The 19550-nt window shown below is 36.3% G+C and carries 7 protein-coding genes and 2 tRNA genes; 1 reads left to right on the top strand and 8 read right to left on the bottom strand.

All coding sequences use genetic code 11. The features are described 5' to 3' along the window. The coding region (locus ACECE_RS28725) for an IS1634 family transposase (protein ID WP_010251712.1) at positions 1 to 910 on the top strand (910 nt) is incomplete at its 5' end. A gap of 286 nt (positions 911 to 1196) precedes the next feature. Here ACECE_RS28725 and ACECE_RS0223385 read toward each other — a convergent pair. The 8 genes from ACECE_RS0223385 to ACECE_RS0223350 form a co-directional block, all read right to left on the bottom strand. Next, positions 1197 to 11828: a clostripain-related cysteine peptidase gene (locus ACECE_RS0223385; RefSeq protein WP_010251710.1), complete on the bottom strand. Its 10632-nt coding sequence runs from the start codon at positions 11826 to 11828 to the stop codon at positions 1197 to 1199. A gap of 412 nt (positions 11829 to 12240) precedes the next feature. Next, positions 12241 to 12317 (bottom strand) — tRNA-Arg (locus tag ACECE_RS0223380). Between the two features lie 16 nt (positions 12318 to 12333). Further along, positions 12334 to 12407: transfer RNA gene (locus ACECE_RS0223375), tRNA-Gly, on the bottom strand. Positions 12408 to 12515: 108 nt separating this feature from the next. Further along, positions 12516 to 13115, bottom strand: coding sequence for an XTP/dITP diphosphatase (locus tag ACECE_RS0223370; RefSeq protein ID WP_010251708.1), 600 nt, complete (start codon positions 13113 to 13115; stop codon positions 12516 to 12518). After that, positions 13084 to 13863: a ribonuclease PH gene (rph, locus tag ACECE_RS0223365; protein ID WP_026073973.1), complete on the bottom strand. Its 780-nt coding sequence runs from the start codon at positions 13861 to 13863 to the stop codon at positions 13084 to 13086. Before rph ends, ACECE_RS0223370 begins: the two co-directional genes overlap by 32 nt. A 98-nt stretch (positions 13864 to 13961) precedes the next feature. Next, positions 13962 to 15140: a GerMN domain-containing protein gene (locus ACECE_RS0223360; protein ID WP_010251704.1), complete on the bottom strand. Its 1179-nt coding sequence runs from the start codon at positions 15138 to 15140 to the stop codon at positions 13962 to 13964. Positions 15141 to 15251: 111 nt separating this feature from the next. Next, positions 15252 to 16241: a UDP-glucose 4-epimerase GalE gene (gene galE / locus ACECE_RS0223355; protein ID WP_010251700.1), complete on the bottom strand. Its 990-nt coding sequence runs from the start codon at positions 16239 to 16241 to the stop codon at positions 15252 to 15254. 273 nt (positions 16242 to 16514) lie between these two features. Next, positions 16515 to 19391 carry an N-acetylmuramoyl-L-alanine amidase gene (locus ACECE_RS0223350; protein ID WP_010251697.1) on the bottom strand — a complete coding sequence of 959 codons (2877 nt, stop codon included), beginning with the start codon at positions 19389 to 19391 and terminating at the stop codon, positions 16515 to 16517. Positions 19392 to 19550 lie beyond the last annotated feature (159 nt).

The raw sequence follows: 19550 nt of genomic DNA, 5'->3' as shown, positions 1-19550 counted from the left end.
AAAATTTATTGTTTGCACAGATGCTGGTCTTGCATCTACTGCTAACCGTAAATTCAACAATATACAAAACCGTGCTTTCATCACTACACAGTCCATTAAAAAGTTGAAAGCTCATTTGAGGGAATGGGCTTTAGATACAAAAGGATGGTATCTTACCGGTTCTAAAAAGGTTTATGACATTACTGAACTTGATGAAAAAGCTGATATGGATAAGATTTTTTACAAGCAGCGTTGGCTCAGCGAAGATGGCTTAGAGCAAAATCTTGTTGTGACCTTCTCGCTTAAATACAAAAATTATCAGCAGACTATCCGAAATCGTCAAGTAGAGCGAGCAGAGAAAGTTATTAAAACAAATCCTAAAAAGCTTAAAAAATGTAATGCCAATGATTACAAACGCTTTATCTCAAAGTCCTACTGTACATCCGATGGAGAATTAGCTGATAAAGAATTAATCGGTATTGATACAAATCTAATTACAAAAGAGGCTGCTTTTGATGGTTTCTACGCGGTATGCACCAATCTCGAAGATGACGCCTCAGCTATTATTAAAGTTAATAGAAGACGTTGGGAAATTGAAGAGTCCTTCCGTATTATGAAGTCAGAGTTTAAGGCAAGACCCGTTTATTTGCAGAGGGATGATAGAATTAAGGCACATTTTACGACTTGCTTCATTTCGCTAATGATATACAGGCTGTTAGAGAAAAAGCTTTCGGAAAAATATACCTGTGGAGAGATAATATCTGGGCTAAGAAGTATGAATTTTATTGAAATCAAAGGCGAAGGTTATGTTCCGACGTACACAAGAACGGATTTCACCGATGATTTACATGAAAAATTTGGTTTCCGAACAGACTATCAAATCGTTAACATGAGACAACTTAAAAAAATTTTTAAAGACACAAAAAACTAAAAAAGTACTCAATTTTTTAAAGAACAAGAAAAGCTTGAACCCGCCCAAATTCAAGAGGTTTCAAGCTTTTTCTTCTCTTCAACTGTCAAAGATGAGATTATATTAAGTTTTATTAAAATATTCAATAAATATTTTTATACTATTATAAAACTTTTAATACAAATTAAAGTGTGTTTGGTAAATATATAAAACAATCACCCTAACATACATATGATAGAGTGATTGTTTTGATATTTCTCCGATTGGACTTGGTAACTTTTTTATTTTATTTAATAATCACCTTTACTTACGGTTCTACTCCCCAAATCAAGCTGTTATTTTGATAAACATTTACCTTATCCCATTCACCATAACTTGTTGATACACCGTTAAAGGAGTAATCATTTAATTGATTATATATTGACCAATCAGGAGTTGCAAATCTGACTACTACTTCCGTGAATGCTCCCGGCTCCAAAGTTCCGCTACCTGTCTTAAACCCTACTTCAAGGTAATAGTCTGCAGAATTTGAAGGTGTGCCGATTTTCACAAAATTGTGATTAATGTTGTATTCCCCCACAGTTGCATAGTCACACCAGAAATTCTGAGTTTTTTCCTGATCTATTGTATAGCAGTACCTTATCTTTAATCCAGAAAGATCAACCGGTGTCGTCCCCTTATTAGTAATAATAAACCTAGGGGAAACATTGCTTGAAAGCGCATCTCTATGGACATTCCACATTTCAACCCGTAACCTTTCGATGACTGTTACTTTTTGAACAGCTGTTGTAACATTTCCATTTGCATCTGTTGCTGTCCATGTCACAAATGTAATTCCATCAGGGAATGTTCCCGGAGCATCGTTTGTTATTGTTACAGGGAAAATATCTGTTGCATTTGCATCTCCAAGACTAATTATGCTGGTTATTCCATTTGCATCAGCAATAATGTCTGCCGGTATCAGCAATACAGGACTGGTAGTATCTACCACAGTTATCTTCTGTGTTGCCGTCGCTTTATTGCCGTTTGCATCAGTCGCTATCCATGTAACTATAGTAGTTCCTAGAGGGAATCCAACAGGTGCATCGTTGGTAATTGTTACGCTGCTTTTATCTGTAGCTGTGGCTGTACCGATATCAACAGTTGAAAGTATTGCATTCGCTTCAACTGTCATATCCTGAGGTATAGTCAGTACAGGTGGGATCAAGTCCCCGACAATTATTTGAGTTTTTTCTACTCCTACATTTCCAAGCATATCGACAATTTTAATAAAAATATCATATGTTCCGTTATTTACAATTCTGGTATTACTGTCTTTTCCATCCCAGTTTACACTGTAAGCTCCGGCGGGTTTTTTAATACCATTTTCCAATACTTTTACGGTGTTTCCATTTACATCGATTATGCTTACAAATACATGAACTTCTTCGGATAACGCAAAAGAAATATTAGTATAGTCGTCTATTCCGTCATTATCAGGTGTTATTACAGATGGTGAAACCATAAGGCTCTTAACTTCCGGTGCGTATGTGTCCAATTCAATATACACAGCCTGAGTACTTGCACCAGTAAATGCATTGCCATTAAGCCATCTTGTCTCTGTAGCCGTAATATTATTAATTCCTTCTGCAAGTGAGATTTGTATACTAAATCTGCCGCTTTGATCTGCTTTTGTTTCACCCGCTTTTGCCTGACCGTTGTAAATTGTCACAGTTGTACCTGCCTCTGCTTTACCGTTTAGTGTTACAACAGAGCTTGATACAATACTGTCTATAGGAGTGTCAAACTCGGGAATTCCTATTTTAGGCACTATCATATAGCTTGAGAATCCAGGAACATCACATTCAATTTTTACAATTTTATTTCCCATAAGGTCTGTTGCATTGGTATCAATATTTGTAACTGTAACAGCTTCTATTTCTCCATTATCTTTTACATGATATACCGAAAGCATACCCGGATCAATTCCGATCAATTCATTTTCTGTAAAGTTAATAGTAAGTTTCGGATGGTGGTTATCATTGAACTCAACATTTTCAGGAGTCTTCTTCATGCTGTAAAGTGGCCCTATAGGCATCGGCATATCAGGATTATATTGAACTTGTGTATCTGCAAGTTTTATCGAATCAATAGTAACAACAATATCTTCACTAACAGAACCAGGTTCAAAAGTAAGATATGCCTTGTTGTATGGGGCAGCAACATAGGTATTCTGTGTTGCTGAAGCACTTACCTTTTTGCCTATTGTAATTACTTTTGTATCGGCACTGAATGAAGCTCCCAACGATACCAACTGAACTTCATATTCTCCGTTTAGCCCTGTAACATCCCAGTAGCCAAGTACCCCATCTGTTTTAACTGTCTGAAGTTCCTTTGAAACAGGAATTAATCTCCACGGTTCATTTCCTGTAGTTGTTTTCTTTCTATATACCAGAGTATATCCTGCCAAGTTAGTATCTGTTATGCTTCCTTTCAGAGTAACAAATGATCTAGGAGCAGGAGCATTTGCTGCCGTGTTTATGCTGACTGTATATCTGTCATCCGAATCATCGGCATTAGCACCTATACTTGTCTCATTTTTAATTTTATTAACTGTCAATGAATCATTAACTGTTCCATCAGGATAAAGCAGCTCAATATTCCAATCCCCATCAGGATAAATTGAAACAAAAGGATTATCCCTGGCAGTTTGGTTTTCCCACCAGAATGCATAATTATATTTATCTAATGAGTTCATATCAGAACCAGATTTCTGTGATCCCAGATAGGAATCGGATATTGTAACCGGCTGTAAAAATGGTGATCCATCAATTACAGGTCCTGTTAAGGAAAATATATTTGCATTTTGACTGTTGTTAAGCTGCAAAGGACTGCTCAATAACTTTCCAGAAAACTGTAATGTAGTATCTTTCGAACTGTTCCAGCTTGTATCGACTACATTTTTGTCTGCTGTTGCCTTGAGTGTATTCCCTGTAATACTTATTATCACATCCGAATTCGATATACTTTCAACTGTATACCCTGATGCTGTAAACCCGAACGGTGGAGTATACATATTTGAAAGATCAACGCTTTCTATAGGATGATTATAATAACATACAGGATTTACAGTTTTCCAGTGTGAATTGTCGGAACTGTCTAACGCAAATGTATCAGACCATGGCTTTGTTTCAGGTATGTAATAATCTTCAGCCTTTAAAACACCTGTAAAGGTATTTCCATTTCTTGAAGATGACACTATATTTGTTCTGATATATTTATTGTCATCATAGTCAGCCGTACCTTCAGCAAAAACGAGCTGTTGGTTTGATATTACTCCATTGTGTCTTGGTGTAAGTGTTAAAGTAAAGTTTATATTATTGGGGTTATTACCCTGTGTAGAATCAAAAGCACCTATAGTGTCAGTAATATTTTCATGAATTGTTCTAGTGCCTTTTACAACAAAATTAAAGTACACATCATCTTCCGGAGTTTTTGTTTCATGTGGAGTACTATAAGCATTTACTGTAAACACCTTACGATATGTAGATATTGTAATTGAGTCTCTAGAAATATTGTCAATTACGTACCAGCCGGCTGTTGTAATTCCTGAGTTATAGCCATTAGTCGAACAACTTACAATTGTCGGTGCAGTTTCAAAACTATCTGCTGGAAAAGTGTAGGTCCCTGTTACTTTAATTATTTTAGTAGTAAGAAAGACATCACCGCTCTTTACAGTTTCATTAAAATATTGAATTTCGGAAATCTGTTTAGTGCAAAGATCTTGTGAAACTACTGTCTCCTTATCCCATATTTCTTCACCAGTTGCTTTAATCAACCAGTTGAAATCCTTTGCATTAGCAAGAATGTCTCCTGATACACGATTTCCATTTACAGTTTTATTAACTGAAGGACTTATATTTCCGTTATTGTCTGTAATACTTACGCTGACATTGCTTATTGTTCCCCCATTAGGTGTAGGTAGTGCTATATCATACGAAATATCACCCTTGATAGGCTCATTTGGTATATATGTAGCTTTACCGCTCATACTGCCGGTTACAACATGTGAATCCGGTACTGTTCCGCTTACATTGAATGAAAATGATACCTGTTCCGATGGAGTTTGTTCTGTATCAAGTACCACTCTCTGAACTCCACTTGCATTATAACGGGTTCTAACAGTGTAATATGTATGGAACACAACCTTCTGTTTGTCCACCGAATCCATCATCACCCAATTGGATACTCCTGTCCTCGAATCGCTGTGTCCATTTGAAGAGTAACTTATAACCTGTGGAATCCCCGTAAATTCCTCACCAAAAGTATATGTACATGTCAACTTAGTTCTTTTATAAACATCAATAATGTGCGGAGCAGTAGCAGTCCCCTGATTTATAATTACTTCCCATCCATCAACAATTTGCTCTGTAAATTGTGCATTTCCATCAGTAATATTTTTTGTCAAATATGTAATATTAAGATTGACCGGTCTGTTCCATGATTCCGTTGCTGAAGCATTAACTGTCCAGTCAAATTCGGTAGGCTCATACACTATATACGTCCCATCAACCTTCACGTTTGTTGTAAAGTCTTTTGGAGGATATTGCTTTCCTGTGGCAGTAATGCTACTTACAAAGCTTGATATACCCGATACAGGAACAGACCCATCCGGTGTTGTGATTTTTGCAGTTCCAGTCGCAAAAGATGTTGATACAGGAATCGAAATTGATGCTGTATCTTCTGAACCGTCTTCAGCTGTTACCTGAATTTTGCATATATACAAACCTGCAGTTGAAGGCGTCCATGTAACAATATTTGCACCCGCATTGGCACTTAAAATCAAGCTATCCAGTTCAATACCTTTATTGTCGTATATCTTTATACTTCCGGATTTAGCAGCACGTGACATTGTATAAGACATTGTAACCTTTTTCCCCGGAGTAATAACCGGTGAAGCTACCGGATCGGATATTACGAAGGATTTTATCTTTATCGGCTCAACAAATCCCTTGCTGACTTTCAGATTTGCATTGACTTTTGATACTCCCATACCGTCAATATCTGTTGCGGTTATCTCTATAAAATAGTCACCGCCCTCAATGTTTTTCCAGCCTGATTCATCTAACCACAAAATAGTTTTACCGTTTCCTACAGTCTGATTTTTGTAATCCTTGTGAAATACGTTCTTGTCATAAGTTCCGGTTGACACATCCTTAGCTTTAAAAATATCAATTGATATGTCAGCATTTTTAATAGTTAGATCATATTCCAACATTAAAAAATCTTCTGCTTTTGTAATGTCAAAGCTTCCCGAAGGTGTCGTTCCAAAATTCACCAATACTGGACTGTCTGTCTTGGAAATAGTCTGATCTATTGTTACATGGCTTATTGCTGCCGACCAGTTTGTTGTTGTATCTGATGCTACTAAAAGTATTGTATAATCTCCACTCAATCCAGTTGTATCCCAAAGCCCAAGCTGTGAACTCAGAATTGATCTTACTGAAATATTGCAAAGTGCATCGTTAAGGTTCGCAGGACTCCTGTAAGCAGCAGGTACAGATATTGGTTTCCAGTTAGTTGACAGATTAAGAGGGTTTGTCGGTACATCAACTTTTCCGGTTGTATACCAAAGTGAGTAGCTATTAAAATCAATTTTGTCGTTTATTATTGGATCAAGTGCAGTACCCTTGATACTTACTATTCCACCAATAACAGCATTATTTTCGGGGAAACCGATATTTGCCGTTATCTGATTTTTTATAACTCCGATCCCGTCTTCAACCTTATTTCCGGCAGCATCATTGACAACAAAATGGAACATATAAGAACCATCTGATACATATTGTCCTTTATCATTTTTTCCATCCCATGCAAAAGAACCTTTATCCTTCAATATCCCGGTGCTGTTATTCCTTAAAACTACATTTCCTGCTACATCTTTAATTGTTATATCAACATATGCAGGCTCTGTCAATTCATAGTAAACAGTAGTGCTCTGGCTTAGTGGAGTTTCCGGAACAAATCTTTTTTTGTCCACATAAAGACTTTTCATCTGGGGAGAATTTCTGTCTACTTTGAGTGTTCCGGCGTTCACTATCTGGCTCTTATTGCCCGCCTCATCTTCAGCCATTATTTTGACAGTAAAGTCTCCATCATCTTTAAACTCTTCTTTCAGTAGTTTAAGTGTAAATGTAGCTGCTGAACCAGGTGTTGGGTTATTAACACTGACCTGCTTCACAACATTTCCACCCTCAATAAATATGTTCAAAAGAACTGAAGAAGATAAGCTTTCTGATACTTCTCCCTTAATTTCTATTGACTCGGTATCAATATTGATTGTATTAGCAGATATTGATGTTTTTGTAATTGTTGGTGCTGTTTTGTCTACGATTATTTCAAAGGTCTTGGACCCATTATTATAAGCCTGATCCGAACCTGTCACTCTGAAAGTGTATTTACCATCAGTTGCCCCGTCTCCATTCCAGACTATTCTTTTAGTTCCCTTTGCAGGAAAATCATCCTCAGGCCCCCATTTTGTTATAGTAACTCCATTGGAATCAACTATTTCAAACAAAAGATTATCAACAAGGTCCGTTTTATCAAACACTGCTGTTTCAATAACTATAGAGTCTTTCACACCATCGTTGCCTGGAGAAAATGGATTTGGCTTTGCAGAAAGTATTGTAAACTCAGGACCTGTTTTATCAACTGTAAATGAGTATAACTCAGCAGGCGGCCCCGATGTCAGGTCACTTTCCGGAGATGTTGTTCTGTTACCGTCTTCATCTGTAGCTTCAATATAATAGTGTATAACTGTTCCTTCAGGCATATCCGGTATGGAAGCACTATAGTCAAACTCATCACCGTAAACATCCGGATCATCTGTATAGGTCATATTTACAGAATGCCATGTTATACTGCCAGTACCTTCAACATCATCTGTAGTATAGTACAATTTTCGACCGTTATTACCAGCCTGATGAGAATCAAGGTCCTGAATATAAACATCTATGGTATATGGACCTACTCCACGATATGGCAATAATTCTTTATAGAAAACTATCGGCTTGTATTTAACCATATCTGCAAAATACCCTGAAAGTCCGAATAATGGTGCAAATTTCATATCTTCAATATCTTTATCAGTAAATTTCCTGATTCCGCTAATAGATAGTGTTTTATCAGACAACTGCCGATACATTATTTCATCATTTACTCCCGTATCCCTATCGTTTAATGATAGTGCATGTCCAATTTCGTGAGCAAGTATGTAACCTTCATGCTTATCTAAAGCCATCTTTTTATCAGCTTCCGCAGTGATTACTTCTACTCTGTTGTTGACAATACATTTGGTTTGTAGATCAAAGACGAACAATCCTTTTTCTTCTCCCAAATATAATCCCGCCATACTTTTTGAATCAGTATTGGATAATCCCGTAATTTTAGTCCATCCGGGTGCAAATATGGCATGAATAATATCTGTATCCTTGTCCGAATTGCTATAGGTATATGTTCCAAGATTCTGAGAAAGCAGGCTTTTCAGTTCATCCACAGAAGCCTCTGGTTTGTCTGTATAATTTGAAACAACAATTTTCTTACCCTCAGAACTGAAATGAACTTTAATACCCTCTTTTTCAATAGAATCTTTCATTGTATTGATGGCCTCAGCTTTGGGTACATAATTGCGCGTAGTGCCATTTACAGCAAGTGGTCTGGTCTCTATATAATCAACTTCCATTAAAAGATCAATCTGACCTGGATCCAGATCTGCAAAGTAAGTCTGAAGATCATATTCTTCCTTATTGGTTAATCCATCACCAAGTTTGGTCCTCCTTTGAGGATTTGAATACAGCTTATCCAAATCATCAGCACTGTCGTTTTTGCTTAAGTCGCAACTTGCAGGAGTATTCTTCCACGACTTCCAATACTTATATTCCCAAAAATCAGGTATACCATCGCTATCGCTGTCAACATTTTTAAAATCCTCTACAAATCCTGCTTCACCAGGAAGTATCGGTCTAAAGCTAGTACTCAGAATACCTGTCGATGTATCCTGTACAGTTATATCTCTTGATATGCTTTCGTAACCCTTTTTACTCACGCTTAATGAAAATGTAGTTACTTTAGGTATCTGCATATTACTATTGCTTTTTCCTTTAGCTACAATTAAATTGTTCAAAGGTGATGAAGGGTTGACAAATATAAAAGCTATATCCGCATCAGGAACCGAAATGGATTGATTCAAACTATTTTTCGGAGTTTCAACGGTACATAGAAGATCCTTTTTAGGTATCTTGACTTCGAAATCATAAGACTCTTTATATTCGTTATCACCAGCATCCTTTATTTGTACAACAAGCTTATAGCTGCCGTTTGGAAGCAAATATCTGCTGCCCCCAATTAATTCGGTAGCATAAAAGGTTATTTCATGCAAAGGAGATGAGATATCGGGATTTTGAGTTACACTCTCCCAGTTTTTGATCACACTTCTCTCTTTGTTGGAAGAATCCACTATGGAAGCACGAATGGTACAATTAGCCGTTGAATATGTATCTCTAACCCTGTACTCAAGTTTGCACAAATTTGATAAATTTGTATTTGTGCCTGGATTGAATTGGGAAACAAACTCAGGTGGAGTTATGTCTTTTTTAATAAATGCCGGCCATAATAAATGCTGCTTTGACATATCAAGATCATTATATCTGAGGTCATAATTTTCAGGATACATAGGAAGATAAATCGATAACCCGTGCGGCAAGTTTTCTGTAACCGGTGCAGGAACAGTAGTCGGTATATTATGCCACTCATTTATTATCAATGTACTATTTCTGGCATCTATGCTGTCCATTACACTTTGTGCCCTGCTGACCAAATCAGGATCACTAATGCTGTTTTTTAACTTATAAGCAAAACTGAATACATCTCCAAATTCGGATGCCTGGGGTAAAGATGGGGGTGTAGTTGATAAATCCCATAGTGAAGGAATCCTCAATGCCTCTTCCTTTGCTTTATTAATTTCTTTATAGTGTTTTGAATAGAAATCTTTATTTAAAAGACAGCTTGCTAAATTATCAATAGGAGTAGTCACATTCGATAATTTACTTATATCCATAGCAATAAGGCTTCTCTGTTTCTGTGTCTCAGATTGATATTGATTTCTATAAATATCAACAATATTTGATGCAAAGTTCCTATCATCTGAATTACTTCCTGAAGAATAATTATTGCCAAGGTTCCTCAGAAGTGTAGTAAAATCATTACCTCCACCCGCTATGTTATTTTCGGAGGCAACCAGATAGTCTGTAATACCGTTTAACTGATAAGAAACTTCAATCATAGACATCAGACAAGCATCCATAAGTGTAACATCAAACTTATAACCTGAAAGTGCAACTTTCAGTTTTTGCAGATGAAAGCCCGTACCTTGGGTATCGTCCTGACAGATTGATTGCCAGCCGTATCCGTGTGAACTTAATAAAAGGAAGTATTGATCAGAAGGATAATTTGTAATTGAGTATTTTATAAAATCACTAAGTGTTTCCATATCTCCAGTATTCAACTCGTTATCACTAACGGGATTTGCAAATACATTCCTCAATGGTATTTTAGAGGAACTCAGGCTCTGTGAGGTTACTTTATAGCACGCAGAATCAGCTTTGCCACTTCCATCATATGCCGCTATAACATCATAATTGGCACTGTCACCAGCTCCCCTCATTTCTTCAATGTCAGACATCAAATTGCCCGATAAAGTATTATCTCCTGCCATATAAGCAATTACAGTCCATCTTTTTTTCCAGATAACGGTTATCTTTTTCTCGCTTGTACTTGAATTGCTGTCAGTTGCAATGATTTTGATTTCATTTTTTCCTCTTGTCAGTGGAATATCTTCACTAACAGTATAAGCGTATCCTGATGTAATAGGTACCGTTTTAGTGTAGGAACCGTTAATAACTGTATAAGATGCCAGATTTCCGCCCAGATCACTCAGAGAACATCCTAAATTAACTTTTTCAGTGTACACTGTAGCATTATCAACCGGGCGATTAATTTGAATTTCAGGTTTTGGATCATAAACTACGGTAGTAGAATCAGTAGAAGTATTACCCACATTGTCAACTGCCTTTACCTTTATAGTATTATTACCAGGTACAAGCTGTACAGTTCTTACATACCTTCCGTTTGAAAGCCATCCTGCTGCTTCTCCAATATTGACAGAATATAAACCTGAGGCAACATCACCTACCGTAACTTCTACAGTACATGTCGGTTCAGAAAGAACAGCACCTTTTGGAGTTATCGCTGTTATTTGAGGAGGAGTCTTGTCGATATTAATTGATGTACTCTTTTCGTACTCTTCATTAAACAAACTGTCCTTAGAATAGTAGTAGAGTTTATGCTTCCCTTCACTTAGTTGAGTTGTAAATCCTCCATAATAATAATTCCAGTTGGTTTCACTATCAAATTTGTAATACGTACTATCTACACCGCAACCACTATCTTTTGCATTCAGACTTACAAACACTTGTGAGCCATACCAGTCATCATGTTTTCCATTATATCCGGAAATCGATGCAGTTGTGACAGGTGCTTCATTATCAAGAGTAATTGAGTCGGAACCGGAACCCAGGGTACTTTTCGAGTCGGCAACATCCACCACAATTGTTTTATAACCATTTGAATCTGTCAATGTGAATAAATATTTACCGCTAGCACCACTATCATTTATTTGGACCACATTTTCACCTTGAGACATTGAAATTGTATATGGCCCGGTACCTCCTGAAATACTATATGCCACAGATACACTTCTATCATTTGTGTATGATGCATCTCCATTTATAGAAACCTTGACAGAAATATCTTCTGCATAACTAATTCCACAAAAACAATATATTGCCATTATTATAGTAAATACAAAAAAAATAATTTTATTAATATCTAATCTTCTCTTCATATTATAGTAATCCCCCCACGTACAAAATTTTGAATTAACATAAGATTTGTGAATTTTGTCAACTTGTATTGAAATTCATATAGCCCCCCTGAATTTTTATTTATGTTTTACTTGTGTACTAATGTATCCAATTACATGATTTAGCTAAAGCCTGATTTTAGAATGAAAATTTTTGCACGAAAAATGTAGTAGCATTGCATCATTATACACGGAAATTATATCATGATAATGCATAGCAGTTTGTCACAACTTTTCAGCAGTTTGTCATGTTTTTTGAGTTTTTCTAATTATAGGATTTGGTTACTAAAGTATATAACCGGAACGGAATTACATGGCGGGATTAATATTTTTACGTAAACTAAATTCAAGATATAACAAAAGCCCAGAACATTTACTATTCTGGGCTTTTAAGTGGCCTGCCTGAGACGACTCGAACGTCCGGCCAACGGATTAGAAGTCCGTTGCTCTATCCAACTGAGCTACAGGCAGATATATAAAGTTTTTTTGGAGCGGGTGATGGGAATCGAACCCACGCAATCAGCTTGGAAGGCTGATGTTCTACCATTGAACTACACCCGCATTAAAGTCGTATTGTATGCGTTAACCGCACCGCCGACTTTTTATATTATACAAACATCATTACATTTTGTCAACACTATTTTTAAATATTTTTTTAGGATTATTATCCTATTGTATTAACCGTTCTCTCAACTCAGCAAGCATTAGATTAAGTGCCTTGCCTCTATGACTTATTTCATGCTTTTTTGCAGCCTCCAGTTGTGCTGCAGTTTTATTGTACTCAGGCAAAAAGAAAAGAGGATCATATCCAAAACCATTTGCTCCAACAGGCTCAATTCCGATAAACCCTTCAAAAGTTCCCCTCACCGTAAAGTGATTTCCATCTGGAAGTATAACAGCTATGGCACAAACAAATCTCGCTTTTCTATTTTCAAAGGGTACATCCTTTAATAATTCAAGCAGTTTGTTATTTCTGTCCGCATCACTTGCACCTTCACCCGCAAACCTTGAAGAATAAATGCCTGGAGCACCGCTTAAAGCATCTACCTCAAGACCAGAATCATCAGCCATAACAAGTTCACCCGTAATCTTATGTACTTCACGAGCTTTAATGAGAGCGTTTTCTTCAAAAGTGCTGCCATACTCTTCTATATCTTCATCTATACCAACCTGTTCCATCGAAACAACTTCAAGGTTCATACCACTTAATATTTCTTCTATTTCCCTTAGTTTACCCTTATTCTTTGTCGCTACTATAAACTTTTTCATCTTTTGTGACTCTCCCAATTTCATTTGACACCTGACCCAAAACATCTTTCTGTATACTGATCAGTTCTTTTATCCCAACCTCTGCAAGGTCAAGCAACTTATTTAGCTGGTCCCTTCGAAATGGAGACTGCTCTCCAGTAGCCTGAACTTCAATAAATTCGCCTGAGGATGTCATAACTACATTCATATCCACAACAGCATTGGAATCCTCTCCATAACACAAATCAAGCATTTCTTCATCACCGATAATTCCAACACTAACAGCTGCAACCATATCAGTTATGGGTATTTTTTCAATGACCCCATCTTCAACAAGCTTTTTGCAGGCATCTACCATGGCAACAAAAGCTCCTGTTATAGAAGCAGTTCTAGTTCCCCCATCGGCCTGTATAACGTCACAGTCGATTATTATAGCCCTTTCGCCTAAAGCATGGAAATTTACTACAGATCTCAATGCTCTTCCGATAAGCCTTTGTATTTCCTGACTTCTTCCATTGAGCTTTAATTTGCTAATATCCCTCTGATTTCTAACCCCTGTAGATCTCGGAAGCATAGAGTATTCTGCAGTAACCCAGCCTTCTCCTGAATTCTTCTTAAAAGGCGGAACCTTATCATCAACCGATGCAGTGCAAATAACTTTTGTATCCCCCATCTCAATTAAGACAGAACCCTCTGCATGTTTTATGTAATTCCTCGTAATCTTTACTTTCCTAAGGTTCGACTTTTCCCTTCCGTCAATTCTCAATATGGTCCCCAACCCTTCGTTTACATTTTTTATTCTAAGTAATATACTATCTAAAACAAATAATGATTTCAACTTATTTATGTAATTATTGCTAAAGTTTTTTAGTTTGCTTTGTTTATTTTCGCAGGTAATAATAAATCCTTTGAGATATCTGTGCCTTCAGGAAGGTCATCTTTTTCACCTTCTATTAGAATTCTAACTTTCTCTACTCCGTTTATTTGCTTCATTGAATAAAGAATCTGTTTTAATAGTCCCTCTTCTCTTGCATTTCCACCATAATCTTTAATTTTTTTGTTGAAATCCAAAGTAAGCAATTTATCCTTTATACTACAGTCAACAAGCTCAACATTTTCTGGCATTTGAGTAAATAGGCGATCAGTTTCCGGCTTTCTTGATAATGATCTAACAATTTCCTCAGGAAGCATATCTTCATTTACACCTATATATTCCATTGAAACAGGCAGTATATATTCGTACTTATCATTCAAATATTTAAACAAATATATGTCAAGTTTCATAATCTTACTTTCAGCATTTAATTTTTCGGAATTTATAAGGATATTATCTCTTCCAAGGTTACCGGAAATGTTTCCCGAGTACTTAAGTTTTTCTTTCTCATAACCGTTTATCAGAATCCTAACACCTTTTATTGTTTTAAACTCGGTAAGCGAATACACTATACCTGCAAAAATGTTCCGCTCTTCCAGTTCAGTCTTATAATTCAACAACTTGCTGTTAAAATCAATTACAGCAATACCTTCTTTTATACTTATGCCCAATATCTCAGTACCTTCTGGAAGTATCGGATATAAACCTATTGATTTTAACGCTTCTCTATTTACTTCATTGTCAATCATAGATCTTAGTGCCGCTTTAGCAATACCTTCTTCTTTTGCTATATCCCTTGTAACAGGTATTAAAGAACCATCAGCATCTTTATAATAAGCAGTTACAGACAATGTGCCAACTGTTGTTTTCCCGCTGCTGGCGTTATTATTTATATCTCTGCTCTCTTGAGTATTAGGCGTTTGTTTGATATTTGTTCTGACTTCAACATTTCTATTTGAATTGTCTTCGCTTATATCAGAATTACTTTCGGTTATATTTGCATTGTGCACAGTAACTTCGTCTTTATCTGCATTTGCTGTATTTTGTTGTTCGCTTGATGTCTTTATACTTTGTAAGCGCGTTTGTACATCATCAATTCCTTCTAAAGGGTTCTGGCACCCTGAAAAGAGTAATACTCCTGAAATTAACAAAAAGCATAAAAAATTCTTCATATCTGATGCTCCTCACTGTAAAATTTTAATTTTACTGTAAGTATAGACAGATATGAAGAATTTTATAATTCTTTAGGTAATTTTTTCTAATAATTCATATAATCTGCTCGTTTACTTGTCATTATATCCATTTGGATGTTTACTATGCCATTCCCATGCCGTACTTACTATTGTCTCCAGATCATTCATCCTAGGCTTCCAGTTCAATTCCTTCTTGATTTTTTCTGAAGATGCTACCAATATAGCAGGGTCGCCAGGACGTCTCGGCGCATCAACAGCAGTGATACTCTTACCAGTAACCTTCCTTACTACATCAACTACTTCCTTAACCGAAAAACCTTTTCCATTTCCAAGGTTGTATATATCACTTTTATCTTCATTCCTGAGTTTCTGTAAAGCAAGATAATGTGCCTGTGCCAGATCTGATACATGTATATAATCCCTTACGCAAGTTCCATCGGGAGTATTATAGTCATTTCCAAACATCTTGATTGAGTCCCTTTTACCCATAGCAGCCTGAATAATCAGCGGTATAAGATGTGATTCGGGACTATGATCTTCTCCAATATTACCGCTTATATGCGCTCCACAGGCATTAAAATACCTTAATATAACATGCTTGATACCATATGCCCCATCAGACCATTTTAAAGCTTTTTCAACAGACAGCTTTGTTTCTCCATATGGATTCGTTGGGAATGTCCTATCTGTCTCAAGTATTGGAATATTTTCAGGTTCACCATAAGTAGCAGCAGTTGAAGAAAATACTACTTTTTTTACTCCCGCTTCCTTCATAGCGGTAAGTAAATTTAAAGTAACCGCAACATTGTTATTATAATATTTTAGTGGGTCTGTAACACTTTCACCAACTTCAATATAAGCAGCAAAGTGTATAACTGCTTCTATATCATTTTGCAGAAATACATTTTTTATAAATTCCTTGTCCCTCAGGTCTCCAACTATAAGTTTTCCTCCAAGAACAGCAGGCTTATGACCCTTTTCAAGATTATCAACAATTATTACTTCTTCATTCCTTTCTAGAAGCTCTGCAACAGTATGACTTCCAATATAGCCTGCTCCACCAGTTACAAGTACAGCCATTTTAACACAACCTTTCATTTTATCTATCTATTAATTTAAATTCATTTTGTCCCCGTTATTTACAATATATAATAATAGCACAAAACAGCAATTAATGCCAGTATTTGTTATGCACATTATGTCCTAGAACTCGAACACTATAGGAATTACGACTTCATAAAAAGAGAGTGGCGTTTGACCACTCTCTGACCCTAGCTCTTTAAAATTAACATAGGAATGCTAAATATATAACTTCGGCTATAATTTCACCCTCTAGCCTTATTTGCTTCTAATCTATTTAACTTCCTCAAGAGATTGAAGTATTGCATCACAAAGCGCTTGTGCCGCTTTTTGTCTGAATTCTTCAGACTTTAGTTTTGCCAAATCTCCGCTATTTGTTAAGAATGCAACCTCCGCAAGTGCTGCAGGCATCTTCGTTGCTTTTAGCACCACTAGATTCGGTCTTTCAACAATTCCTCTATCATATGTGCCTAAATCATTTACCATTTCATTTTGAATCAACTCTGCAAACCTCTTGCCGGAAAAACCTGTACTATCTGCACTTGACGGATAATATAAAGTCTCAGTGCCTTTATACTTCGAATGATAAGCATTGTTATGAATACTTATGAATAGAGTTGCATTCATATTGTTTGCTATATATGCTCTTTCATAAAGGCCTACAAAACTATCATCCTCTCTCGTCATATATGTCTTGATACCCTTGCTCTCAAGCAGTTTATTAAGCCTTTTTGCAATATCAAGGTTCAGATCCTTCTCGTATACTCCCCCATATGAGGCACCAGGGTCACTACCACCATGACCAGCATCTATAACAACAAGTTGGTCTTTATTTGATATTTCCTTTAAAAGAGTTATTGTAGTGTTATTTTCAGAAGCCCTCGTTATTATTTCATAATTGAATCTTTCCTTTGTACTGAACACTAAAGTGGTTTGTTTCGTGTCAGCATTAGTTTCTACATTAACATCATTAACAATATTGTCGTTTATATCTATAATGCCACTTCCTAAATCTGCAAGCTCACTTGGAAATGTTACAGTGTACAGTCTGTTGTCATAATCATACTTATCAGTATATAACTTTTTAAGTTCCTCTCCACCTTCAGTAAGTTTAGCTCCATTCAGTGTGAAGTATACTCTGTCGCCGCTATTGCTGTAAGTAATATTTTTATATAAAGGTTTTTCTATTGTAAGTACAATCTGCTCATCTGACTTGACAGCTTTGTATTGTGGTTGACCGATTACATCAATTACAACTCGCGCAGTAGTCTCCTCAAATTGCGCTGACCTTATTGAACTAATATTACTGCTGGATATATCTAACTTCTGTTCCTTGCCTGCTTTATAATTAGGGATATCCAGAACAATTCTGTCAGGTCCTGTAATCCTCCATATATTATAGCTTTTACAATCTTTTGCCCATATTATAACCTTTTCAGTGCCCTCACTATAGTTATATTCAATTTTTATTGAATCTTCACTACCTGTGTTGATTGGTTTTGCAGTTACTATAGCTGTTGGTGTTGGTGTAACAGTCATTGTTGATTTTGGTGTAACAACTACTGTTGGTTTTGGAGTTACTTTGGTGGTTGCACTAGTTTGGTCGTCATCGGTTTGGGAAACGTCCCCCGTAACGCTTGGAATTATATTTATTGTAAGCGCTCCAGCTTCTTCAACAACAACATATTGGCACTGAGCAATTAGCTGAATAATTACTCTCGACGATGAATTATTCACACCAGCATACCTTATATTCTCTATCTGACTGCTTTTTATATTTATTTTCTGTTCGATACTTGGTGCAGATGAATTAGGAAAATCAATAACAATACGATTAAGTTCCAACTGCTTTATAATGTTGTAACCAGAGTAGTCATTTAAAGACATTTTTACTTTTTCATGGTTTTCTTCATTCTTATAACTTACGCTAAGTTTATTTTCTTCTGCCCTATCTACTTCACCTCTTGATGTTGTAGATGAAATTAAATCAATACTCTTTGCAACATATGCTATAAGAGACCCGTTACTTTCAACCAGCTTATACTGAAGAGCCGTCTTTGTATCTATAACAACTCTTGCACCGTCTGCGTCTTTTCCAGCATATCTAACTGACTTAATCAATGCACTATCTATATCTATAGTTTGCTGCTCCTTTGAAGCTATTGCTTTTGGTAAATCAATTACAATTCTATCAGGGGTAGAAAGTTTAAATGCTTTGTAACCAGTACAGTCCTTAACCCCGATTACTACTGCTTCATATTCGGTTTTATCAATGTGCTTAACACTCAATTGATTATCAGCAGGAACAACAACTCCATCTGCAGGCAGCTGAGTTCCAGTATTACCCGAGCTTGTTGAAGGTACTCCCTTTTGTATGTTAAGCAATAATTGATTTTTATTTTCCGTTACCTGATACTGGGGCTGACCTTCCAATTCCAAAACCACGCGTGCAGTGTTACCTTCAAATTGACTGCATTTGACAGTTTTTAAGAGTTCCTCGTTTACGACAATACTTTGTTTTTCACTCACAACCTTTGTATTAGTAAAATCAACTATAACCCTGTCAGGTGAAGGTAACCTCATTATTCTATAATTTTGGAATTTATCCAAATCTATAGTAACACTTTGCCCACTTTTTCCCTTAATATAATTTATATTATTCAGTCTGGACAATTCAGATGTTTTTTTGCTATTAACAGCAATCTCACCCTTATTGGCGTCCCAAGCAACTTCCATATTTAACTGTTCCCCAACAAAGCGCAAGGGTACCATTGTCCTATCATTAATTACTTTGGCAGGAACCTCCATTTTACTCTTGATACCATTTATCAGAGCATAACTATCATTTATCTTGAGTTCAACATTATTACCGCTGTACGCCACGGTAACTTTCTGGCTTTTTGAATCCCAGGATACAGTCGCCCCAAGCTTCTCAAACACTGCCCTAACCGGAACCAAAGAACGGCCATTAATAATTATAGGGGGAATATCTGAAGTAACAGTCTCTCCATTTACCATCAGTTTGAATATATTCCCTTTATAACTATGTGTCGAACCATCATACTTCAGCAATAAGTCTTGTGCATATGTACTAATACCGGTAATAAGAAAAGTAAATAGCATTAAATAAATACAGACCAATTTTTTCATAGCTGACACCTCGATAAATTTCTCTTTAGTAATATTATGGAGCTACAAAATAGTACTTAGACAAAATACTATCTATAAATAGTATCTTCGACATATACTGCTGTTTTCCTGTCATAATAAGCGGAAAGTAATAAATTTGTAATAGAATTGTAATAAAAG

Origin of the sequence: Acetivibrio cellulolyticus CD2, from assembly GCF_000179595.2 — a bacterium.
GTDB lineage: Bacteria > Bacillota > Clostridia > Acetivibrionales > Acetivibrionaceae > Acetivibrio > Acetivibrio cellulolyticus.
The sequence above is the reverse complement of the archived record's forward strand: the minus strand, read 5'-3'. Positions and strand labels throughout refer to the sequence as shown.